Below are 22,659 nucleotides of genomic sequence, written 5' to 3'. Positions count from 1 at the left end.
TTACACCTCCGAAGTAAACACACCATCTTTAAGTCGTATGACCTTAGTTGCATACTTAGTCAAATCCTGATCATGTGTAACCATTATTATAGTCTTGCCTTGTTCATTAAGTTCTGTCAAAAGCTCCATAATTTCCCTGCTAGTTTCACTATCTAATGCTCCAGTTGGTTCATCAGCAAAGATTATTTGAGGGTCATTTGCCAAACAACGTGCAATGGCTACACGCTGTTGCTGGCCACCAGATAATTGAAGAGGTTTTTGTTTGATTTTATCTAAAAGCCCAACAGATTTTAGTTTGCTCTTAACAATTTCTTCTCTTTCAGATTTTTTTAATATTTTATTGTAAATTAGAGGTAACTCTACATTTTGATATATATTTAAAGTTTCTATTAAATTAAATTGCTGAAAAACAAAACCAATATTGACATTTCTAAAAACAGAACGCTCATTTTCACTGAGATTAGTTACATCTGTGCCATCAAATATATATCTTCCTTCGTCAAATACATCAAGAAAACCTAAGATATTAAGTAAAGTGGTTTTACCACTACCAGATTTACCCATTATCATGACAAATTCTCCAGATTCAATTTCTAAATTTAAGGATTTTAAAACATGTAATTCATCTTTCCCTACTTTGTAATATTTTTGAATATTTTCTAATTTAATTAACATATGTAAATTAATTCACATCCATATTAACTTCTTTTAATTTTTTGTCTGGAGTAGCATCTCCATTATTATTAGAGCCAGCAGTTACACTATCACCTTGAACTGGGTCTCCTTCTTTCATTTCTTTAGTAGGGTATTTTATTACTATATCACCTTGTTCAAGACCGCCTCTAACTACAGCAAAGTCATTGTTTTTACTTGCAACATCTACAATTTGTTTTTTCAAGATTCCATCTAAGTCTTTAAATACATATGAGTGTTTTTTATCCTTAAGTACACAAGATGCTGGTATTTTAAAGCTTGAGTTAGCTACTTCAAGTGATGCTTGAAGATGGAATCCATTTGTCAACCCTTCTTGGTTATCAAATGCTATGTTTATATCATAATAAGATAAAGTACTTTGTTGAGCTCCCATCTCACTATTTGGAGTAGAGGGCTTATCAGATATAAAACTTATTCTACCAGTAAGATTTTGGTCAGTTGAGAAAACTAATATATTAACCATTTGGTCAATTTTCATCTTAGGTAAATCTTGTTCACTTGCTTGTCCCTTCATATAAAACTCTAGACCTTGAATAGTCATAAATGAAGCTGGTTGGTCTGGATTTCCAGTTTGGTCATTTAAGTATACAGTACCATCAAAAGGAGCAGTAGTTCTATCATATGCTTTTTTATCTAAAGAAGCTATCTGAGAGTTTAAAGTTGTTATTTGTGCGTTTATAGAAGCTATAGCATCTCTATTTTCATCAATATTTGCAAGTGATATCTTTTGTTTTTTATATTGGCTAAGTTGTGTTTTTAGACTATCTATTTCTGCTATTATAGTTGGATTTTTAGCAGTAAAAAGAAGGTCTCCCTGATTTACCTTTTGCCCATTTGTAACATTTACATCGCTTAACTCATAATCTCCAGAAATATTAAAGTCTTTAGTTTGCTTAGGTACAACCATACCATTTATAAATATTTTTTCGTTTTCTGGAATAGTGTATGTTTCTATGAAGTTTTCATTAGCTTGTAACTCAGTGTTTTTTGAATCGACATAAGCAAGTACCCCTAAAATTAAAAGTATGATTATCACGATTCCTGCATAGATTTTAAATCTCTTGCTTTTAAAAGGATTATTTTTAAAACCTTTATTTTTAGTTTTGAAATTACTACTTCCAAAGCTAGTATTTTTAAAGCTATTACTCTTAAAGCTACTATTTCTAAATTTTTTATTTTTAAATTTTTTTAGAAAAGACATGTTTTCCTCCTTTGTATAAAAACTACTTAATATACTGGGATGTACATATAGAACCATTATAAGAAGCATGTTGAATATAAGTCAAATGGAAATAAACTGTCAATATATAAGATACTATAGATAATCTTTGAATGTAATAGTAATTTTTGTATATTGATTGTACTCTGAATCTACATCAATTTTATGGCCAAGTTTGTCACAAAGTTCTTTTACTAAATAAAGACCAAGCCCTGTAGATTTAGCGTTATTTCTTCCATTATTACCTGTAAATCCCTTATTGAATATTCTATTTAAATCTTCCTTTTTTATACCACAGCCAGTATCTTCCACCCTTAATTGTAAATAATTTTTGTGGGTTTTGCAATAGATAGATATATTATCTTCTATTGAGGCATATTTTAGGGAATTATTTAATAATTGCTCGAATATGAAGTAAAGCCATTTTTCGTCTGATAAAACTGTATAATTCAAATTATTTAAGTTTAAAATTATTTTTTTTGAGATAAAATATTTCGAATATTTTCTAATAATATTTCTAATAATTTTTTCAATATTTACTTCTTGAATCAAAAAATCTTTATGAAAATCTTCAAGTCTAGATAAATATAAAATCCTTTCAACAGAATTTTCAATTCTAAACATCTCTTTATCGATATCATCTGAAATTTTTTCTTAAATTAAATTTTCGTTTTGCTCAAGGATTAGTTTGATTATTGCTATAGGCATTTTTATATCATGTACCCACATACTCATAGTTTCTTTATTTTCTTCAAATTTCTTAGTATTGATATCTATTATATCATCACATTGGCTTTGATAATCTTTAATTATATCCAAATATATTTTTTCTTCATTTGTACATTTAATTAATTCTATATCATTAGTACTAACTTTGAATGTATTATTTTTAATTTTCTCTAAAAATCTATTTTTCTTAATGTAGCCAGTAAGTATATATATGAATGAAAATACTATATTTACAATTAATATGTATACAATAGTGTCTACTAAGAGAGTATCGATAGGAGAAAATATAATAACTGCTATCGTAAAAAGTAAGAAAGCAAAGTTGTATACTAAAAATTCGAGTTTATCTTTGAGAAAATCTTTAAAACTCATAAATTCACCTACTTAAAGCTATTTTAACTGATTATATAACCTAGTCCTCTTTTAGTTTCTATAAAGTCTTCCAATCCAATTTCACTTAGTTTTGAACGTATTCTGTTTACATTAACAGTGAGAGTATTATCATCTACAAACCAATCATTATCCCATAATTTTTTCATAAGTTTATTTCTACTAACTATTTTACTTTTATTCCTCATAAGTTCATGAAGAATTTTAATTTCATTTTTTGTTAGCTCAATAGTATTATCTTTATAACATATAGTTGCAGTTGATAAATCTAAAGTAACTTCATTATGGACAATTTTATTTGAATTATTATCAGCAAAATTATAAGTTCTTCTTAAAAGAGCATTTACCTTAGCTATTAAAACATCTATAGAAAATGGTTTTTGTATATAATCATCTGCACCTAGATTTACACCCATTATTACATCCATATTAGAGTTTCTTGAAGAAATAAAGATTATTGGAACTTTGGAAATTTTTCTTATCTCATTACACCAATGAAATCCATCATAAAATGGAAGATTTATATCTAATAAAACCAATTGTGGTTTATAATGCTTAAATTCTTCTATTATGTTTTCAAGATTTTCTATTTGATAGACAATATGTCCCCATTTAGAAAGACAGTCTGCTATTTGATGCTTTAATGAAACATCATCTTCAATTACCATTATTTTGAACATTTTTACCTCCTAATCCAGAATAGTTATATTAACATAACTATATTTTACTTGATAAGTTCAAACATTTCTACCTTATAATTTAAAATAATTATATTAATATAACTATATTTTGCTTGACAAATTATATTTTAAACATAATTTCATTAAAAATGAAGAAATATAGTTAATACTTACAGAAATGTAACATTATATTAATGTAATTAAATGGTTAAAAACTACCTTAATATATATAATATATTTATAAGAATTGGAAAATGAGCAATTATGTTGAGGAGTGGTAAGTAATTATGGAAGAAATATTAATTGTTGAAAATATAAAAAAAGAGTATGGTAGAAAAGGCTCAAAATATGAAGCTTTAAGGGGAATAAGTTTTAAAGTTTCTAAAGGTGAATTTGTAGGTATTATGGGCTCATCTGGAGCTGGAAAATCAACTCTTTTAAACATTATTTCTACAATAGATTTGCCTTCATCAGGAAATGTTTATATAGAGGATAAGAATATTATTAAAATGAAACAAAATAAATTAGCTGACTTTAGACGTGATAATCTTGGATTTGTATTTCAAGATTCTAACCTTTTAGATACATTAACTATAAAAGAAAATATAATGCTACCTCTTTCTTTAAAAAATGAAAAAGTATCAGTAATAGAAAGTAGAATAAAAGAAGTTTCAAAATCACTAAATATAGAATCAATATTAGATAAATATCCTAATGAAGTCTCAGGTGGTCAAAAACAAAGAGGAGCTGTTTGTAGAGCAATAGTAACAAAACCATCATTAATACTTGCAGACGAGCCTACAGGAGCATTAGATTCTAAATCTGCAAGGGATTTATTAAATTCTCTACTAAAATTAAATAGAGATAATGATTCAACAATATTAATGGTAACGCATGATGCTATAAGTGCAAGTTTTTGTAGTAGAATACTCTTTATAAAGGATGGAATAATTTTTACAGAACTTATAAAAGGAGAAAGCACAAAAGAATTTTATAATAAAATACTAAATACAGTTTCCTTAATTGGAGGAGTTAATAAAAATGAGTTTATTTAAAATTGCTATAAAAAATGTAAAAAAGAACTTTTTAAGCTATTTTATGTACTTTGTTTCAATTGTATTTAGTGTATTTATATTCTTTAGTTTCAAATCAATAGAGTACAATGAAGCTTTAAGTTTACTTGGTAGAAGGGCTAAAATAGGCATTAATACAAGTTCAATTGTAATAGTGGTATTTGTTTTTTTATTTATATATTATTCAAATTCATTTTTTTTTAATAGACGTAGGCAAGAGATAGGTACTTATAGCTTGATTGGAATGAGAAAAAATCAGATAGGAAGAATATTTTTATATGAAACTTTTTTGATGGGAATATTTGCAATATTAATAGGGATATCTTTAGGTTTTTTATTTTCAAAGCTTATGACAATGATTCTTGTAAAATTAATGAAAGAAATTATAGGAGTAAAGATGACTTTAAGTATAAAGGCTTTAATTCAAACATTAGTAATATTTGTAGTAATATTTGTAGTAATTGGAATAAGAAATATTATAGTCATTAGCAATAAAAAAATTGTAGAGTTATTTAAGAAGTCACCAGAAAAATATACAAATAAAAGATTTATAAAGCTAAAGGGAATACTTGGAATTTTACTAATAGTATTTTCTTATTTAATGTCCAGCAGTTATTTCATTATTGAAAACATTATGTTTTCAGTTTTTATATTAATTACAATAATACCAGGTACTTTTTTATTTTTTTCATCAATAATGTCGATAATTATAGATGTTGCTAAGAAGAAAAAAAGTTTTTATTACAAGGGAAGAAATTTAATTGCATTTTCGGAACTTGGATTCAAATTGAAGAATAATAGCAGAGTATTGGCAATAATAGCGATACTAATAGCTACAAGTGTAACTATGTTAGGATTTACAATATCCCTTTATTACGATATAGATAGAAATATAAATGAAAACTACAAGTATAGTTATACTATAAATGCAGAAAATTATCTTGTAAATAAGGAAATTGACAAGTTGTTATATAAATATAAAGAAGATGATAAGATATTTTTTGATAAGACAATAGAGCTTATAAACAGAGATGTAAATTTTAAATTGTATTATAAAAAAGGAGGAGTTTATAGAGAAAACACAGTGCTTGTAGATTTTATTAAAGAAAGTGATTTTAAGAAATTAAGACAATATCAAAACAGTAATTATGAAGAATTAACTTCAGAAGAGCATGTATATTATGTTTCAGATTCATATAAGAAAATGTTTCTTAAAAATACTGGTACTCAAAAAATAGATATATATCTTAAAGAAAAAGAGAATATGAGTTTATTTACAGTTCAAAAAAATATCTTAGAACCAGAAATAAATTCACAATCAACATTTGATTTAATTGTGGTAGAAGATAATGTATTTAATAGATTAAAATCAGATGGAAAATCAAGATTATTAAGATTAATTGATATAAAAAATGAAAAAAAAGAGTTTGACATGTCTTTAAGATTAAAAAATATTGTTGATAAAAATATGAAATCAACTTATCCCTTTAATTTTACATCAAGTATCGAAAACTATAATAATTTAATTAGACTAAGTGGTCTTATGTTATTTATAGGTATATTTCTATCTGTAGTATTTCTTTTGTGTACAGGAAGTATAATTTTATTTAAACAACTATCAAATATATATGATGATAAAGAACGATATATTATGCTAAAAAAACTTGGGGCAAACAATCAAGATATTGAGAAAATAATATCAAAACAATTAAAAGTTGTATTTTTATTGCCATTAATTATAGGTACAATTCATAATTTATTTGCTATGTCAATTGCTCAAAAATTTATAACTAGGTCTTTGTTTATACCAATTATTATAACACTAGCCATTTATTATATAGGTTACTTTATATATTATTTTATAACATTAAAATACGCTCAAAATATGATAATAGATTAAGCTGTAGAGTATTTTTTACTTAATAAGAATTAAATAGATACTAAAAGTAAGATAGTTTATCTAATCAAAACAAAAAAATATTATAATAATGTAATTAAGTTTTGGAAAAAGTTTGTATTTTGTATCAGTTGTATTACTTAATGTTATATAATAAATTTAAGGAAAATATAAAATAAAAATGACAAGGAGTTGAAAATTATGAGGTTTGATGCTCATCAACATAAATATCCATCAATAAGAAATGTTATATATGCTAAAAATGGAGCAGTTGCAACTTCAACACCATTAGCTTCTCAAGCTGGGCTTGAAATACTAAAAAAAGGTGGGAATGCTGTGGATGCAGCAGTTGCAACTGCTGCTACATTATCGGTAGTTGAACCTACAAGTAATGGAATTGGAGGAGACGCATATGCTCTTGTTTGGATAGAAGAAGAAAAACGATTGTACGGACTAAATTCTAGTGGTTTTGCTCCAGAAAGAATGGAATTAAAAAATTACAAGAACATGGAAGAGATGCCAAAGTATGGATTTGGAGCAGTAACTATACCTGGGATACCTGCAGCTTGGGCAGAATTAAATAAAAAGTATGGAAAACTTAGTCTACTAGAATGTTTATCTCCAGCAATTGAATATGCAAGAGAAGGATATGTTGTTTCTCCTAATGTATCAAAAGTATGGAAAAAGTCCTATGAACTATATGAAAAAGAATTTGTTGGAGAAGAATTTAAGTCATGGTTTGAGACATTTTCTAAAGATGGTAAAGCTCCAGAAGCTGGTGACATATTTGTATGTGAAGAGCATGCTAATACATTAGAAGAGATAGCAAATACACAAGCTGAAAGTTTTTATAGAGGTAGACTAGCAGATAAAATAGATGAGTATTCTAGAAAGTTTGATGGAGCTATAAGAAAAAGTGATTTAGCGAGTTTTTATCCAACTTGGGTAGAACCTATAAGCACAGAATATAAAGGATATAAAATATTTGAAATTCCACCAAATGGACATGGGATAACAGTCTTAATGGCATTAAATATATTAAAAGAATTGGACATAAAAGGAGATATAGAAAATGTAGATGATATACATAAGATTATAGAAAGCTTAAAACTGGCTTTTGCAGATTCTAAAACTTATGTAACTGATATAGAACATATGAAAGTAAAGGTTCAAGAACTATTAAGTCAAGATTATGCAAAAAAGAGAAGTTTATTGATTGATAATAAAAAAGCTTTATATCCAAAAGAAGGAGAGCCATATTGTGGTGGAACTGTATATCTTTGTACCGCTGATAAAGATGGTAATATGGTTTCATATATACAGAGTAATTATATAAATTTTGGCTCTGGGATAGTAATACCAAACACTGGCATTGCGTTACATAGTAGAGGTAATAATTTTAACTTAGACCCTAAACACCATAATGTAGTAAAACCATTTAAAAAACCTTATCATACAATAATACCTGGTTTTTTAGGTAAAGATGATAAAGCAATAGGTCCATTTGGTGTAATGGGTGCTTTTATGCAACCACAGGGACATCTTCAAGTATTAACGAGTATGATAGACTTTGGTTTAAACCCTCAAGAGGCATTAGATGCTCCAAGATGGCAGTGGATAAAAGGTAAAGAGATAGAAGTTGAATCAGAGATGTCAAGACATGTGGTAGATGCCCTTATTGAAAAAGGCCATGAGATAAAAGTAATTCACGATAATGTCGATATGGGTAGGGGACAAATAATCTTTAAAACAGAGCAAGAAAGCTATGTTTGTGCAACAGAATCAAGATGTGATGGTCATGTTGCAGTTTATTAATCATATTGTAGTTCATCAATATTATAAACTAAAGGTATGTTTAATGAATAAATGAATAATAGAAAACTACATGAAATTACAATAATAAAAGGCGAAAGTCTATAATGACTAACGCCTTTATAAAAAACTAAAATATTATATCCTAGTTTTATTTATTATTGACTTTATTCTTGTCCAGTTTTAACTTCATTGTCATCATAGCTAATCCAATCACTAAAGCTACCAACATAAATCTTATGAGGCATATTAAGCTCTCTAAGTGCAAGGCTGTTAACACAAGCAGATATTCCTGAACCACAAGATAAAATTATTTCATCATAATTATTTAAATCCTTAAAGAAGTCTTTTAAAAATTCTATATCTTTAAGTGAGCCATTTTCAAAATCACCTTTTATTAAATCCTTGCAAAAGTAATTTTTTGCACTAGGTATATGGCCAGCTTTTGAATATGCAGGTTCAACTAAACCTTGGTATCTTTCATTAGCACGACAATCTATAATCACAGTATCTTCATCATATAATTTAGATTTAACGTATTCCATTGGAACAACTAAATTGTCATTTACATTAGGCTTAATTTTTTTGCCTATACAGTTTGGAATATTTATTTTTTCTTCTAATTGTCCGCCTTCTTTTACAAAAGCTGTTATTCCACCATCTAATACATAGACATTTTCAAGACCTAAGTGTTTTAATTGGAAGAATAGTCTACAAGCACCATTTAAATCTCCATCATCATAAGTTATAATTGTAGTGTCATTATCAACACCCATTTTTTCTAACTTTTCTTTTAATATAAAAGGGTCTTGTAAAGGATTTTTACCACCATGTTCTTTTGTAGGAGATGATAAATCCTTGTCTATATCCAAGATAAAGCTACCTTTTATATGTCCTTTTTTATAAGAATCAATACCATAAGTTCTATTGATAAGGTCAAATCTACAATCTATAACAACTAGATTATCATTATGTTCTAATTTAGATATAAGTTCTTTTGCAGAAATAATATTTTTCAAAAAACAAACCTCCTATTTTTAATTATTTTTATGTGTATTCATAATAATTATTAACTTTATAAATTAATATTATTATAAATTATTACATAAGTAAATAAATCTTTAGAAAATATAAAAATTTTATATAAAAATTCAAATAATTAATGAATATTAAAAATTTTAGATATATAATAAAATAAGAGTATATTTTAGTTTATATAAAAGCTTGTATTGCAATAGATTAAAGCCTTATACACGTTTAGTTTTTAAAGAAATCTGAGTTATTATGAAAACCTAGGTTAATTTATTAAACAAATAATTGAATAAAAAAAATTTATTATGTATTTATAAAATTTTTGTTACAAATTTAGCATAATATAGTATACTTTAAGTGTGTATTAGGTTAAATCTATAACAAATTATATGTATAATATAGGTTTTAATATTTGTTGGAATTTAAAAGTAATTTGTTAATATCAACTATTTGTAATTTGGGCAGTTATAATTATTTTACAGGGGGGATGTCCAATACAAAACATTTAATCGAGAACTAATATTGTATTATAATTAGAGTTATAGTTTTGTGTGTTTATGTTTTAATTAAATTTAAAGTGGGAAAAATATATTTGTTAGAATGGAGAATAGCGAGATGAGTAATAAAATAGTTAGTAAGAGACAATTAACAGATAGTATTTATTTGATGGAAATAGAGGCTCCTAGAGTTGCAAAATCTTCTCAGCCTGGTCAATTTATAATAATTAAAAATGACGAAAAGGGAGAAAGAATTCCTCTTACAATAGCTGATTATGATAGAGAAAAAGGAACAGTGACTATCGTATTCCAAACAGTTGGTGCTTCAACTAAGAAATTAGCAATGTTTGAAGAAAACGATTTTGTAATGGATTTTGTAGGGCCACTAGGACAAGCAAGTGAATTCATACATGAAGATATAGAAGAATTAAAAAATAAAAAAATCCTATTTGTAGCTGGTGGAGTAGGTTCTGCTCCAGTGTATCCACAAGTTAAATGGTTTAAAGATAATGGATTAGATGTAGATGTAATAATTGGTGCAAGAACTAAAGAATTAATCATATTAGAAGATGATATGAGAAAAGTAGCTAAAAATGTATACATATCAACAGATGATGGGACATATGGATTTGATGGAAGAGTTACAGATTTATTAAAAGATTTAGTTGATAATCAAGGTAAAAAATATGACCAAGCAATAGTAATTGGACCAATGATAATGATGAAATTTATGTGTCAATTGACTAAAGAATTAAACATACCTACTATAGTAAGTTTAAATACAATAATGATTGATGGAACAGGTATGTGTGGCGGTTGTAGAGTTAGTGTTGGAAATGAGACTAAGTTTGCATGTGTAGATGGACCTGAATTTGATGGACATTTAGTTGACTTTGACCAAGCGATGAGAAGACAATCTATGTACAAAACTCAAGAAGGAAGAGCTATGCTAAAACTTGAAGAAGGCGACAGTCATCATCATAGTAATTGTGGATGTGGAGGTAACAAATAATGGATGCTAAAAAAGTAAAAGTACCAGTTAGAGAACAAGAACCTGCTGTAAGAGCAACAAATTTTGATGAAGTATGTTTAGGATACAATAAAGAAGAAGCTATGGCAGAAGCTAATAGATGTCTAGGATGTAAAAAACCAAAATGTGTAGGTGGATGTCCAGTAGGAATTGATATCCCAGGATTTATAACAAAAATTAAAGAAGATGATATAGAAGGTGCTGCTAAAGTAATAGCTAAGAGTAGTTCACTACCTGCTGTTTGTGGTAGAGTATGCCCACAAGAAAGTCAATGTGAAGGTGTATGTATACTTGGAATAAAATCAGATGCAGTATCAATAGGGAAATTAGAAAGATTTGTAGCAGATTGGTCAAAAGAAAATGATATAAACTTATCTGATACAGAACCTAAGAAAAATCAAAAAGTAGCTGTAATAGGAAGTGGTCCAGCAGGCCTTGCTTGTGCTGGTGATTTAGCTAAAAAAGGATATGATGTAACGATATTTGAAGCAATGCATGAACCAGGTGGAGTTTTAACTTATGGAATACCTGAATTTAGACTTCCAAAACAAGCTGTTGTTCAACCTGAAATAGATAATATAAGAAAATTAGGTGTGAAAATAGAAACTAATGTAATTGTTGGTAAAACAATTACAGTAGATGAACTTATAGAAGATGAAGGATTTGAAGCTATATTCATAGGCTCAGGAGCTGGTCTTCCTATGTTTATGAATATACCAGGAGAAAATGCAAATGGAGTATTTTCTGCAAATGAGTTTTTAACTAGAGTAAACTTAATGAAAGCTTATAGAGATGATTATGATACACCTATTAGTTCTGGTAAAAAAGTTGCTGTAGTTGGTGGTGGAAATGTTGCTATGGATGCTGCTAGAACTGCATTAAGATTAGGTTCAGAATCATATATAGTTTATAGAAGAAGTGAAAAAGAGCTTCCAGCAAGAGCTGAAGAAGTACATCATGCAAAAGAAGAAGGAATTATATTTAATACATTGACAAATCCTAAAGAAATTTTAGTAGATGAAAATGGATATGTTAAAGGTATGGTTTGTATAAGAATGGAATTAGGAGAACCAGATGATTCTGGAAGAAGAAGACCTATAGAAATAGAAGGTTCTGAATTTGTACTTGATGTAGATACAGTTATAATGTCACTTGGAACAAGTCCAAATCCATTAATATCTTCTACCACAAAGAGTCTTGATATAAATAAGAGAAGATGCTTAATAACAGATGAAAGTGGTCAAACTTCTAAAGAAGGTGTGTTTGCAGGTGGAGACGCTGTTACTGGAGCAGCAACAGTAATATCTGCAATGGGTGCTGGTAAAACTGCAGCAGCTTCAATAGACGAATATTTAAAAGCAAAAGTTAATGCTTAATTTGTAAATTAAATATACCAAGTTAGAATAATTTCTAGCTTGGTATATTTTTTTTGAAAATTATATAATAAAGTCACAGTTATTGTTGTAATATTTACCACTAAGCAACATAATTTTGTTTAATTATGGTAAAATAATATCGAATAAAGATTTTATAAGGGGGGAATAATGTGTGGTTGGCAGAATCAGAGTTATCAAACTTGACATTAGAACTTATATCTAAAAAGAATATTTTGGGTATAACTGTTGCATATATTGGTACAACAGACATTGAAAATGTAAGCATTTTAGATGAAGCAAGTATAAATTACTTAAAAAATAATATCCCATCATTAGAATATAGGCCATTCCTATATAAAATTGAAAAATCAAATGTGCCAGTTTTAAATTATGAATCTTGTATAAGGGATTCATATAAATTTAAAGAAAGAATACTTTTGGATTATTCACATAGAGTAATGTCACAAGTTATTAAAGAGCCGATTGAGTATGTATTACAATAGTATAATTAATGGTGTTTAAATATGAGAAAAAGAGAAAAAATATTTGATGGATTAGTTTTTAGGTATATATTAATTTTATTGATGTTATTAATTTTAATTGATTTTACAAGTACAATTATATATGCAAGTAATTCTATGGAGGTTACTTCTAAAAATATGATTGAAGCCTCAAAAAGAGAATTAGAAAATTATTTAAGCGTCAATGCATCCTTATTAAAGGCTCTTAGTCAAGACGATAGATTTTCTGATGACAGAATATCTCTAATTGAAAAAGGTAAGTTATTAAGACCTTATCAAAAACAATATAATCTTTTTATGCTTGGAATAACTGATGCACAAGGAAATACTTCAAGTACATATAGAGAAAGGGTTGGGACAATAAAAGACCGAACGCATTTTCAGAAGGTACTAGAAACAAAAAAAATGGTGATTTCCGATATTACAGTTAGTAAGGTTACAGGGGATAAAGTATTTATTATATGTGTACCTATTATAAAAAATAATGAAGTAAGTGGAACTATTTTTGCTTCCTTTTATTTTCAAGATGTAAATAAGATAGTAAGTAGAACTAATTCTGATGATTCTATTAAATTTTTAATGGTAGATAAAAACTATGCCATTATTTCTCATCAAAATAAAGACTATGTCTATAATAAGACAAATATGTTTAGTGTAGAAGGAAATATTATAGGGAGCAGTAAAAATGAAATTTTAAAAAATATAGATGAGAAACGTCAAGGTGGTTTTTTATCATGGGATAATTGGAAGTTATATAGTGCAAGATATACGAGTATCAAAGGAACTGATTGGACATTAATCTCAAGTTGTGATGTTTTTAAGAACTTTAAAAGCTTGATAATTGATTTTATAATCAAGTTATTTTTCTATATATTAATATTTTTGATATTGTGGAAATTAAGTAATGTTACACTAATAGAACAACTTAAAAAATTAGCTTACTATGATTCCTTAAGTGGAATAAAAAACAAAGAAAAATTTAAAAAAGATTCTATATATATTTTACATAATTACTATAAGGATGATTTTTACTTAGTTCAATTAGATGTTAATAAATTTAAATACATAAATGAGATGTTTGGTTATGCTGAAGGAAATAAGATATTAGTACATATTGCAAATGTGTTAAGACACAATACAAACAAATATGAACTTTGTGCTAGAATGGATAATGACCACTTTATATTATTACTTTCCTGCAATACTGATGCTGACCTTTTAAATAGACTATCTAAAATAAATAATGAAATATGCAGTTTAAGTACTAGTAATTCCTCAAAATATAAAATTGTTATGTCAAGTGGTATATATAAGATAAATAAAAGTGATGATATACAAAAAATTGACTTGTTAATTGATAGAGCGAATATTGCTGCAAAAACAAAAAAAGATAAGTATGAGCATTCATATTCATTTTTTAATGAAGATACAAGAAATCGATTATATAGAGAAAAGAAATTGGAAGATAATATGAATAAAGCTTTGGAAAAAGGAGAGTTTGTAGTATATTATCAACCAAAATATAGTTTAAATGATGGAAATGAAATTGAAGGAGCAGAAGCTCTAATAAGATGGAATAATCCAGATATGGGATTTATTTCACCTGTAGATTTTGTACCTTTATTTGAAAGAAATGGTTTCATTGTAAATGTTGATATGTTTGTATTTGAAGAAGTATGTAAGACCTTGAGAAAGTGGCTAAACAAAGGTTATAACCCTGTGCCAATCTCTGTGAATATATCTAGAGTTCATTTACACAGAGATAATTTTATAGAAAATATTACTGAATTGATAAATAAGTATAATATATCACCTAAGTTTATAGAACTTGAATTAACAGAAAGTGTTGTATTTGATAATTTAAATATATTGATTGATATAATTAAGAGGCTTAAAAAGATAGGATTTCTTATATCAATGGATGATTTTGGCTCAGGATATTCATCCTTGAATCTATTAAAGGACCTTCCTTTTGATATTTTAAAATTAGATAGAGTTTTTCTAATTGAGACAACAGATACAAAACGTGGAAAAATTATTATCTCTAAGATAGTAGAAATGTCAAAAGCGATTAATATTAAAGTTATATGTGAAGGTGTAGAAACCAATGAGCAAGTAGAGTTTTTAAAAGAAATAGGATGCGATAAGGTTCAAGGTTATTTATTTGCTAAACCGATGGTACTTAGTGAATTTGAAAAGCTTTTAAAATTTTAGTTGAATTAATTATTAATACTAATTAATTTGTTGATACTCTAACAATTAACTTACAAATATGTAAGTTAATTGTTAGAGTATTTTTATGGTTAAAATGATATATTCACGATAGTATATTAATATAGTAAAAATAAAAAAGTAATGGAGAATATAAAATGAACATATTAAGTATTAAAAATATATCAAAAACATATTATGGAAAAGTTCCATATAAAGCATTAGATAGTATTAATTTAAGTATAGAAAAAGGTGAATTTGTAGCTGTTATGGGCCCATCTGGAAGTGGGAAATCTACTCTTTTAAATATAATATCTACAATTGATAAGCAGAGTGAAGGTCAAGTTATATTAAATGGACAGGATACAAGTAGATTAGAAGGAGAAAAATTAGCTGAATTTAGAAGAAAACAACTTGGTTTTGTATTTCAGAATTTTAATTTGATTGACACTTTGACAGTTGGTGAAAATATAATGTTGCCACTTACACTAGATGGTAGAAATGTAAAAAAAATGAACAGGGAAACTAAAAATATATCTGAATTTTTAGGTATTGATAAAATTTTAGATAGAAGAACTTATGAGATTTCAGGAGGACAAGCTCAAAGATGTGCAATTGCTAGAGCAATTATAAATAAGCCATCATTACTTCTTGCAGATGAACCAACAGGGAATCTTGATTCGAAATCCACTGATGGTGTTTTAGAGTTATTTACTAAGATAAACAAAGAACAAAATGTAACTACACTTATGGTAACTCATGAAGCATATAGTGCAAGCCATTCAGATAGAGTCGTTTTTATAAAGGATGGATGCATATATACAGAGATAAAGAAATCAGGCACAAATAGTTCTTTTTACAATAAAATACTATCTGTATTGTCTCAAATAGGAGGTGTAAGGTAGTGAATTTTGGAAGATTTGCTTATAATAATATAATTAGAAACTTTAGAGCATATTTAGCGTATTTTTTAAGTTCAATTTTTTCTATAATGATATTCTTTGTATTTGCAGTATCTATGTTTCATCCAATTATAACTGATTCTGGAATCCAAAGTGGCTCTACTGCATTTATGGCTCTTATGACTTCAGAATTAATAATATTAGGATTTAGTCTACTTTTTATATTGTATTCTTTAGGAAATTTCTTAAAATCTAGATTAAGGGATTTTGGAGTTATGATGATAGTTGGAATGAGTAATAAACAACTGAAAAGATTGATATTGATTGAAAATTTAATAATAGGATTATTAGCAATAATATTAGGAATACTTTTAGGGCTATCTATTTCTAAGCTATTTTTATTGTATTTAGGTAAAATATTTTATATGAACTTGACAGAAAGTTACTTTCCAATAAAAGCGATACTAATGACAATTATATCTTTTATGTTGTTGTTTTTGATAACAGGACCACTTAGCTTAAAATTGTTAAACAAAAACAATATTTTTGAACTTTTAGTAGGTACAAAAAAACCTAAAAAAGATATAAAATCTTCAAGATTATTTGGGATGCTTGGTATAGTATGTCTTATGACAGGATATGCTATGATACTATTTGGTAATAAGTTAAATATAAATGGAGGTATGTACACGATAGCACTGTTGATTACGCTAGGAACGTTTTTATTTTTTTCTCAGTTTAGCATTTTAATATTAAAGCATATGAAAAATAAAGAGAAGTTTTATAAAAATAAAATAAATATGTTGCTTATAAGTAATTTAGTATATAAGATGAAAGATAATTCTCGATTGTTGTTTTTAATGACAATACTTTTATCTGGAACCTTAGTAGCATTTACAACAACTTCAACGCTTGTAACTTCACAAGGTAAATCCTCTAAAGAGAATTTTCCAATGGTTTACTCATATTTTTCAGAAGATAATAATAACAAAGAATATGAAGAATTAAAAGAAATTAGAAATACAATAAAAGAATATGATTATAAGGAATTAAGTTTTCCTATGCTTGAATATAATAATGAAGTATTATTAAGTATAAGTAACTATAATAAATTATCAAAACAATTGGGATTAGATAAAATTAATCTAAAGAAAAATGAGGGAATTATAGTCCCTAGATATAATTCAAAAGAGCACATAAATTCTTTAAAAGATATTAAATCTTATAAAATAAAAAATGTAAACATAAAGATAAAAGAATCAACAGATAGGATAATTTTTCCTACAGGTATGTTTAGTAAAATTATAGTTATACATGATGATTTATATAATAATATACAAAGTAAGTTTTCAAAAATAAATTTTTATGGATTTGATTATGAAAACTGGCAAAATAGTGCTGATATAACTGAAGCGTTAAAAGAAAAACATTTTAACCTAGATAGAGATGATATAAAGTCATATTTTTTAACTTTACCAGATATGTATTTAGTTGAGTTACAGCAAAGTAAAATTCTTCACTTTATGGGTATTTTCATAGGTGTTATTCTGTTTATGGCAGTTCTTAGTTTTTTGTATTTTAGACTATATACAGATGAACCTTTTGATAAGGTTAAATACCACAATCTATCAAAAATAGGTCTATCTTTTAAAAATATGAATAAGATTGTTAGTATAGAGATAGGCATACTATTTTTTGTACCTTTTATTATAGCTATTGCAAATAACATATTTTCTTTACTCTTTTTAAATAGTGTACTAAATAATAGTTTTAACTTAAAAAATGTGGGTATATTATTAGTGCTCTCAGGTATATATTCACTTTATTTTCATTTGCTAAAGAAATTTTATATTAGAAAAGTTTGGTTTTTTGATTAAAGTGGTATATAATATATATTATAGAAAATTAATATTTAAAAAGTAGTTAATATTAAGGGAGGGCATATGCACCTCCCTTGTAATATGTGGAAAATTAAATATTAGAAGAAGGAGGAGACTTGATGGATAATCAACAATTATTAGGAACAGAACGAATCAGTAAATTACTACTGAAATACTCTATACCAGCAATAATAGGTATGCTGGTAAATAGTCTATATAATGTGGTAGACAGAATTTTTATTGGGAACATACCAGGGGTTGGACCACTTGCAATAACAGGTCTTGGTGTTACGATGCCAATAATGACAATAATACTTGCATTTGGTATGTTGATAGGAATAGGAACAACAACGACTATATCAATAAAACTTGGGCAAGGTAAAGTAGAAGATGCAAGAAGACTTATAGGAAATGCAATGACATTAGCTGTAGTTACAGGAATTATAATAATGGTACTTGGGATATTATTTGCAAATAAAATACTTACGTTATTTGGAGCAAGTGAAAATACACTAATATATGCAAAGACATATATAAATATCATCTTATTAGGAACAGTAGTAAATCTTCTATCCTTTTCTTTAAATCACTCAATAAGAGCTGACGGTAGCCCTAAGATTTCAGCAGGAATAATGATAATAGGATGCCTAACTAATATAGTTTTAGATTGGATGTTAATATTTGGATTCAATATGGGAATACAAGGAGCTGCAATTGCTACAGTAACTTCTCAAGCTCTTACAGCTATTTTAACTATAGGCTACTATATAAGTGGAAAATCAAATTTAAAATTCAGTAAATCTCATTTAAAATTAGATAAAAGATTAGTAAGAGCAGTCTTTGCGATAGGTATGTCACCATTTGCTATGCAACTTGCAGCAAGCTTAGTTCAAGTAATATCAAATATTGCTCTTAAAACTCATGGTGGAGATTTAGCTATAGGAGCTATGGCTACAATTTCTTCTATAGCAATGGTATTTTTAATGCCTATCTTTGGAATAAATCAGGGAGCGCAACCCATTATAGGTTTTAACTATGGGGCTGAAAAATACGATAGAGTTAAAAAAGCATACTTAGGTTCATTGGTAGTAGCTACTATAATTTTATGTATGGGTATGGTAGTAATTATGCTTTTCCCAGAGGCAATTATAGGAATATTTAATAAAGACGCTGAACTTATGAGTATATCTGTAGATGGTTTAAAAATATATCTACTTATGTTACCAATAGTAGGTTTATCAATTACAGGAACAAACTTTATACAATCTATAGGTAAAGCAAAAATGGCAATGTTATTAAGTCTTCTAAGACAGGTAATTTTATTGATACCAGCAGTAATAATTCTTCCTACATTCTTAGGTTTAAAGGGTGTATGGACAGCTCAACCAGTATCTGACTTTATAGCCACAGTAATTACAGGTGTAGTAGTATTTAGAGAATTGAAAAGATATACACCTAAAAGTGAACGATTAAGCGAAATAACAACCGAATAAAAAGTATAATTTCAGATAAATAAGTAAAAAATTGTAAAAAATACAATTATATGATAAAATAAAACCGCTGTCAAAAAGAAGAGAAATTCTAATTATGGAGTGATTTTATGGAATTTACAAAAAAAAGCAAATTAAAAAATATGTATGTAAACATGAATGTAGCTAGAATGTTGTCTAAGATAAATGAGTATAAGGGTAGACAACTGCTTTACAAAAAACAACCGAAAGAAATTTTAGAAAGTCTAGAAAAAAAATCTTTAGTAGATTGTTCCGAATCTACATATATTGGAAATCAAAAAGAAAGTAATACTTTTAATTTAGAAAAATTAATAAGTAATGAAGTCACACCTAAAAGTAGAGAAGAGTTAAGTATTGTTGAATACAGAGATGTAGTAAAAACTATTAATAGTGCTTATGAGAGTATCCCAATAAGCTCACAAACAATTCTTGAACTTCATGGATACTTATATAAATTTTCATCTACTAGAGGGGGAAGCTATAAATCAGAGAGTGGATTTTTTGAATACAATTTAAAAAATAGTGACTTCATGAATGGTGACGCAAGTGTTAATAAGGTTGAAAAAGCCGTAGAAGAAATATGTGAAGCTTATAATACATTGATAGATGAGGATGAAATTGATATATTAATATTAATTTCTGCATTTGTGTTAGATTTCATATTGATACATCCATTTAAAGAAGGTAATATAAAAATGGCAAGAGTACTTATATTATTGCTGTTAAATAAAAGTGGATATGAAGTTGGAAGATATATAAGTTTAGGAAAAATATTTGATGACAGTTCATATGAGTACTATAGTAACTTAAACTATTTGAAGTCCTCTATAGGGAATGAAAAATCAGATATGAATGCTTGGATTGAATATTTTTTAGAAACTATATTGACTGCATATAAGAAGTTAGATGACAGTTTAAATGTATCTGATAAGAAAAGACAGACAAAAACTAGCAGAATAGAAAAAATAATAAATTCTACTCTTGGATATTTTACAAAAGAAGATATAAAGGACCTATGTCCTGATATTCCAGAACCTACTATAAATAGAGTTTTTAATAATCTAAGAAAACAAGATAAGATAGAGGTTGTTGCAAGGGGAAGAAGCGCAAAATGGAAGAAGAAGTATTAAAAAATACTTTAATAATTTTAATGGTATAGTGTCAAAGCACTATACCATTTTTTATTGAAGTTAGAAATTCTAAGAGGAATTTACATAACTTCATAGAATACTTATTTTATCTAAAATATTATAAGTAATTGCTTGATTAGAATTTTAATATATTTAAAATTATATTGTATAATTAATTATATTTTATTCTTGTATTCTATAAATTTACTTTTTAAGATTATTTAAGAAATATATTTCTATTAACTTTATAATTTAACTACAGAATAGAATGGTTATTTTTGTGAAATAATAATATAAAAATAATCTTAGGAGTGAGCTTATGAAAAAAAAATTATTATATATAAATGTGAATTCAAAACCAGAAGATTTATCTTCAAGTAAAACTGTAGCAAGAAAGTTTATCAATAAATTTATGGAAAAAAATAAGGATTTTGAAGTTGAAGAAGTAGACCTTTATAAAGAACATATACCAAGATTGGAATATCAATACTTTGAAAAGAGAAATAGTATAGTTAGTGAAGAAGCTGCTAAGCAATTAGATGATAAGGATAGAAAAGAACTTGCAAAAATTAGAAGTCTTTGTGACCAATTTGTGAGTGCAAGTGTATATGTAATAGCAGCTCCTATGTGGAGTTTATCTTTTCCAGCCCCACTTAAAGAATATATAGATTGTATAATTCAAGATGGAAAAACTATATCTTTTGAAGGTGATGATAAACCACAAGGAATACTAAATGATATTGATAGAAGTATGGTATATATACAATCTTCAGGTGGACATATACCATGGGTACTAAAGCCAGTTATGAATAAAGGATTAAATTATGTGGAAAGTATCATGAAATTTATAGGAATCAAAAAATTTGATGAATTATTAGTAGATGGAACTGGAACTAGTGAAGAAGAAAGACAAAGTGCAATAGAAAAAGCATCTGAAAAAATAGAAGGTATAATTGATTCTTTGAAGTTTTAGTTATAATATTTTATTTTATTGAAAATATAAAGGAAAAACCTCTCTTAATGTAGAAACTTATATTGAAGGAGGCGAAAATCATGCGAGAAGAAAAAAGTAATGAGAAGTATGATTGTTATTGGTGTAATCAAGAGAATAATTTCCATGTAGAGATAAAAGACAATGTAGTGATGATAGATGATGGCACTGGTATACTTAAACAAGCCGTTTTCATAGGGTATAAACAAATTCAAGTTAATTTGAATTGTTCACATTGTCAAAACTTAAACAGAATAAAATTAAATTTGTAAACTTTAGATATGGAGATTCTTGAAGGAGTTAAAAATAGAAAGTATTAATATTTAGACTGAAAATTATATTGTATACAATAATGATTAATTTAAGTTACATTGTATTTTAATATTTATTTTCAGTCTTACTTTATTAAAATTATTTTTTGGGAGTATCTTTGAAAAAAGTATCTACTATTTTTTCCGAAATACTTTTTAATTGGTCAGCCATTGAAGTTAAGCTTAGTAAGGCTATCAATAAATCATCTTTATTTTCTGGATTAATAGTGATATTTTCAAAATTAGACTCTATAAAGTTTGGCATATTATTTCTTTGCCTTTCTTTTATTGATATAAACTTTTCATAACATGCCACTAAGTCTTCTCCACTGAAATCCTCTTTTTCGTATACACCATTTAAGATTCTTTTAATCTCTTGTATTGTAAGTGTATTTTTCATAGAATAAATGATTATCATTTGTAAGATTTGTTCTTTGGTATATTTTTTTCCCTTAATAGGTTTGATTAATCCTTCTTTACTATAATTATTTATCATTGTTTTAGTGAGAATTTTTTCATCGTCAAATCTTTTATTGGCAGAAAGTTTATTGTCAATTAGAGAAATAATTTGATCCATATATAGGTCAATAGATGGAATATCATTTGAAGTTATATCTGTATTATTTAGCATTTCTAGTATTATGGTATTTAATTCATTGTTCATCATATGTTACCTCCATAATATCTATAATACACTAATTTAGAAAATAAAACAATATTAATGGTTGCAAAAGATATATATAGTGGTATAAT

Annotated in this window: 20 protein-coding genes; 13 read left to right on the top strand and 7 right to left on the bottom strand. The window is 26.8% G+C overall.

Going from position 1 to position 22,659, the window contains the following annotated elements:
• From KGF41_RS08945 to KGF41_RS08925, 5 genes are all read right to left on the bottom strand, one after another.
• Positions 1 to 675 carry an ABC transporter ATP-binding protein gene (locus KGF41_RS08945; protein WP_227827384.1) on the bottom strand — a complete coding sequence of 225 codons (675 nt, stop codon included), beginning with the start codon at positions 673 to 675 and terminating at the stop codon, positions 1 to 3.
• Positions 676 to 682: 7 nt separating this feature from the next.
• Entirely contained in the window at positions 683 to 1,915 is a 1,233-nt protein-coding gene (locus KGF41_RS08940; protein WP_227850656.1) for an efflux RND transporter periplasmic adaptor subunit, read from the bottom strand.
• 114 nt (positions 1,916 to 2,029) lie between these two features.
• Complete coding sequence (locus tag KGF41_RS08935) at positions 2,030 to 2,557, bottom strand: ATP-binding protein (protein WP_227856585.1); 528 nt, start codon at positions 2,555 to 2,557, stop codon at positions 2,030 to 2,032.
• Positions 2,558 to 2,587: 30 nt separating this feature from the next.
• A complete protein-coding gene (locus KGF41_RS08930; protein WP_227856584.1) occupies positions 2,588 to 3,034 on the bottom strand; it encodes a hypothetical protein in 447 nt (148 codons plus the stop codon).
• A gap of 23 nt (positions 3,035 to 3,057) precedes the next feature.
• Positions 3,058 to 3,732: a response regulator transcription factor gene (locus KGF41_RS08925; RefSeq protein WP_227827387.1), complete on the bottom strand. Its 675-nt coding sequence runs from the start codon at positions 3,730 to 3,732 to the stop codon at positions 3,058 to 3,060.
• Between the two features lie 287 nt (positions 3,733 to 4,019).
• Between KGF41_RS08925 and KGF41_RS08920 the strand changes: the two genes are divergently transcribed.
• From KGF41_RS08920 to ggt, 3 genes are all read left to right on the top strand, one after another.
• On the top strand, positions 4,020 to 4,787 hold the full coding sequence (locus KGF41_RS08920; protein WP_227841041.1) for an ABC transporter ATP-binding protein: 768 nt from the start codon (positions 4,020 to 4,022) through the stop codon (positions 4,785 to 4,787).
• Positions 4,774 to 6,705 (top strand): FtsX-like permease family protein, encoded by a 1,932-nt coding sequence (locus KGF41_RS08915; RefSeq protein WP_227827389.1) that lies wholly within the window; start codon positions 4,774 to 4,776, stop codon positions 6,703 to 6,705. The genes KGF41_RS08920 and KGF41_RS08915 overlap by 14 nt, the downstream gene beginning before the upstream one ends.
• 198 nt (positions 6,706 to 6,903) lie before the next feature.
• A complete protein-coding gene (ggt, locus tag KGF41_RS08910; RefSeq protein ID WP_227856583.1) occupies positions 6,904 to 8,517 on the top strand; it encodes a gamma-glutamyltransferase in 1,614 nt (537 codons plus the stop codon).
• 164 nt (positions 8,518 to 8,681) lie between these two features.
• Here ggt and KGF41_RS08905 read toward each other — a convergent pair whose 3' ends face one another.
• Positions 8,682 to 9,533, bottom strand: coding sequence for a sulfurtransferase (locus KGF41_RS08905; RefSeq protein WP_227827391.1), 852 nt, complete (start codon positions 9,531 to 9,533; stop codon positions 8,682 to 8,684).
• Between the two features lie 628 nt (positions 9,534 to 10,161).
• Between KGF41_RS08905 and KGF41_RS08900 the strand changes: the two genes are divergently transcribed.
• From KGF41_RS08900 to KGF41_RS08855, 10 genes are all read left to right on the top strand, one after another.
• On the top strand, positions 10,162 to 11,055 hold the full coding sequence (locus KGF41_RS08900) for a sulfide/dihydroorotate dehydrogenase-like FAD/NAD-binding protein (protein WP_227432921.1): 894 nt from the start codon (positions 10,162 to 10,164) through the stop codon (positions 11,053 to 11,055).
• Positions 11,055 to 12,449 (top strand): NADPH-dependent glutamate synthase, encoded by a 1,395-nt coding sequence (gene gltA / locus KGF41_RS08895; protein ID WP_227827392.1) that lies wholly within the window; start codon positions 11,055 to 11,057, stop codon positions 12,447 to 12,449. Before KGF41_RS08900 ends, gltA begins: the two co-directional genes overlap by 1 nt.
• Before the next feature lie 170 nt (positions 12,450 to 12,619).
• Positions 12,620 to 12,952 carry a hypothetical protein gene (locus tag KGF41_RS08890; protein WP_227827393.1) on the top strand — a complete coding sequence of 111 codons (333 nt, stop codon included), beginning with the start codon at positions 12,620 to 12,622 and terminating at the stop codon, positions 12,950 to 12,952.
• Positions 12,953 to 12,973: 21 nt separating this feature from the next.
• Complete coding sequence (locus KGF41_RS08885; RefSeq protein WP_227856582.1) at positions 12,974 to 15,184, top strand: EAL domain-containing protein; 2,211 nt, start codon at positions 12,974 to 12,976, stop codon at positions 15,182 to 15,184.
• Between the two features lie 155 nt (positions 15,185 to 15,339).
• On the top strand, positions 15,340 to 16,086 hold the full coding sequence (locus tag KGF41_RS08880; RefSeq protein ID WP_227841895.1) for an ABC transporter ATP-binding protein: 747 nt from the start codon (positions 15,340 to 15,342) through the stop codon (positions 16,084 to 16,086).
• On the top strand, positions 16,086 to 17,960 hold the full coding sequence (locus KGF41_RS08875; RefSeq protein ID WP_227856581.1) for an FtsX-like permease family protein: 1,875 nt from the start codon (positions 16,086 to 16,088) through the stop codon (positions 17,958 to 17,960). The genes KGF41_RS08880 and KGF41_RS08875 overlap by 1 nt, the downstream gene beginning before the upstream one ends.
• A gap of 122 nt (positions 17,961 to 18,082) precedes the next feature.
• Entirely contained in the window at positions 18,083 to 19,456 is a 1,374-nt protein-coding gene (locus KGF41_RS08870; protein ID WP_227827397.1) for an MATE family efflux transporter, read from the top strand.
• A 107-nt stretch (positions 19,457 to 19,563) separates the two neighbouring features.
• Positions 19,564 to 20,604: a Fic family protein gene (locus KGF41_RS08865; protein WP_227827398.1), complete on the top strand. Its 1,041-nt coding sequence runs from the start codon at positions 19,564 to 19,566 to the stop codon at positions 20,602 to 20,604.
• Positions 20,605 to 20,923: 319 nt separating this feature from the next.
• Positions 20,924 to 21,577, top strand: a complete 654-nt coding sequence (locus KGF41_RS08860) for an FMN-dependent NADH-azoreductase (RefSeq protein WP_227827399.1) — start codon at positions 20,924 to 20,926, stop codon at positions 21,575 to 21,577.
• Positions 21,578 to 21,657: 80 nt separating this feature from the next.
• On the top strand, positions 21,658 to 21,867 hold the full coding sequence (locus KGF41_RS08855) for a hypothetical protein (RefSeq protein WP_227432931.1): 210 nt from the start codon (positions 21,658 to 21,660) through the stop codon (positions 21,865 to 21,867).
• Between the two features lie 139 nt (positions 21,868 to 22,006).
• Here KGF41_RS08855 and KGF41_RS08850 read toward each other — a convergent pair whose 3' ends face one another.
• The gene (locus KGF41_RS08850) at positions 22,007 to 22,573 is read right to left on the bottom strand and encodes a DUF1836 domain-containing protein (protein WP_227856580.1); all 567 of its coding nucleotides are present in this window, start codon (positions 22,571 to 22,573) and stop codon (positions 22,007 to 22,009) included.
• Positions 22,574 to 22,659 lie beyond the last annotated feature (86 nt).

Source organism: Clostridioides sp. ZZV14-6150, assembly GCF_020657875.1.
In the GTDB taxonomy this organism is placed as follows: domain Bacteria; phylum Bacillota; class Clostridia; order Peptostreptococcales; family Peptostreptococcaceae; genus Clostridioides.
The sequence above is the reverse complement of the archived record's forward strand: the minus strand, read 5'-3'. Positions and strand labels throughout refer to the sequence as shown.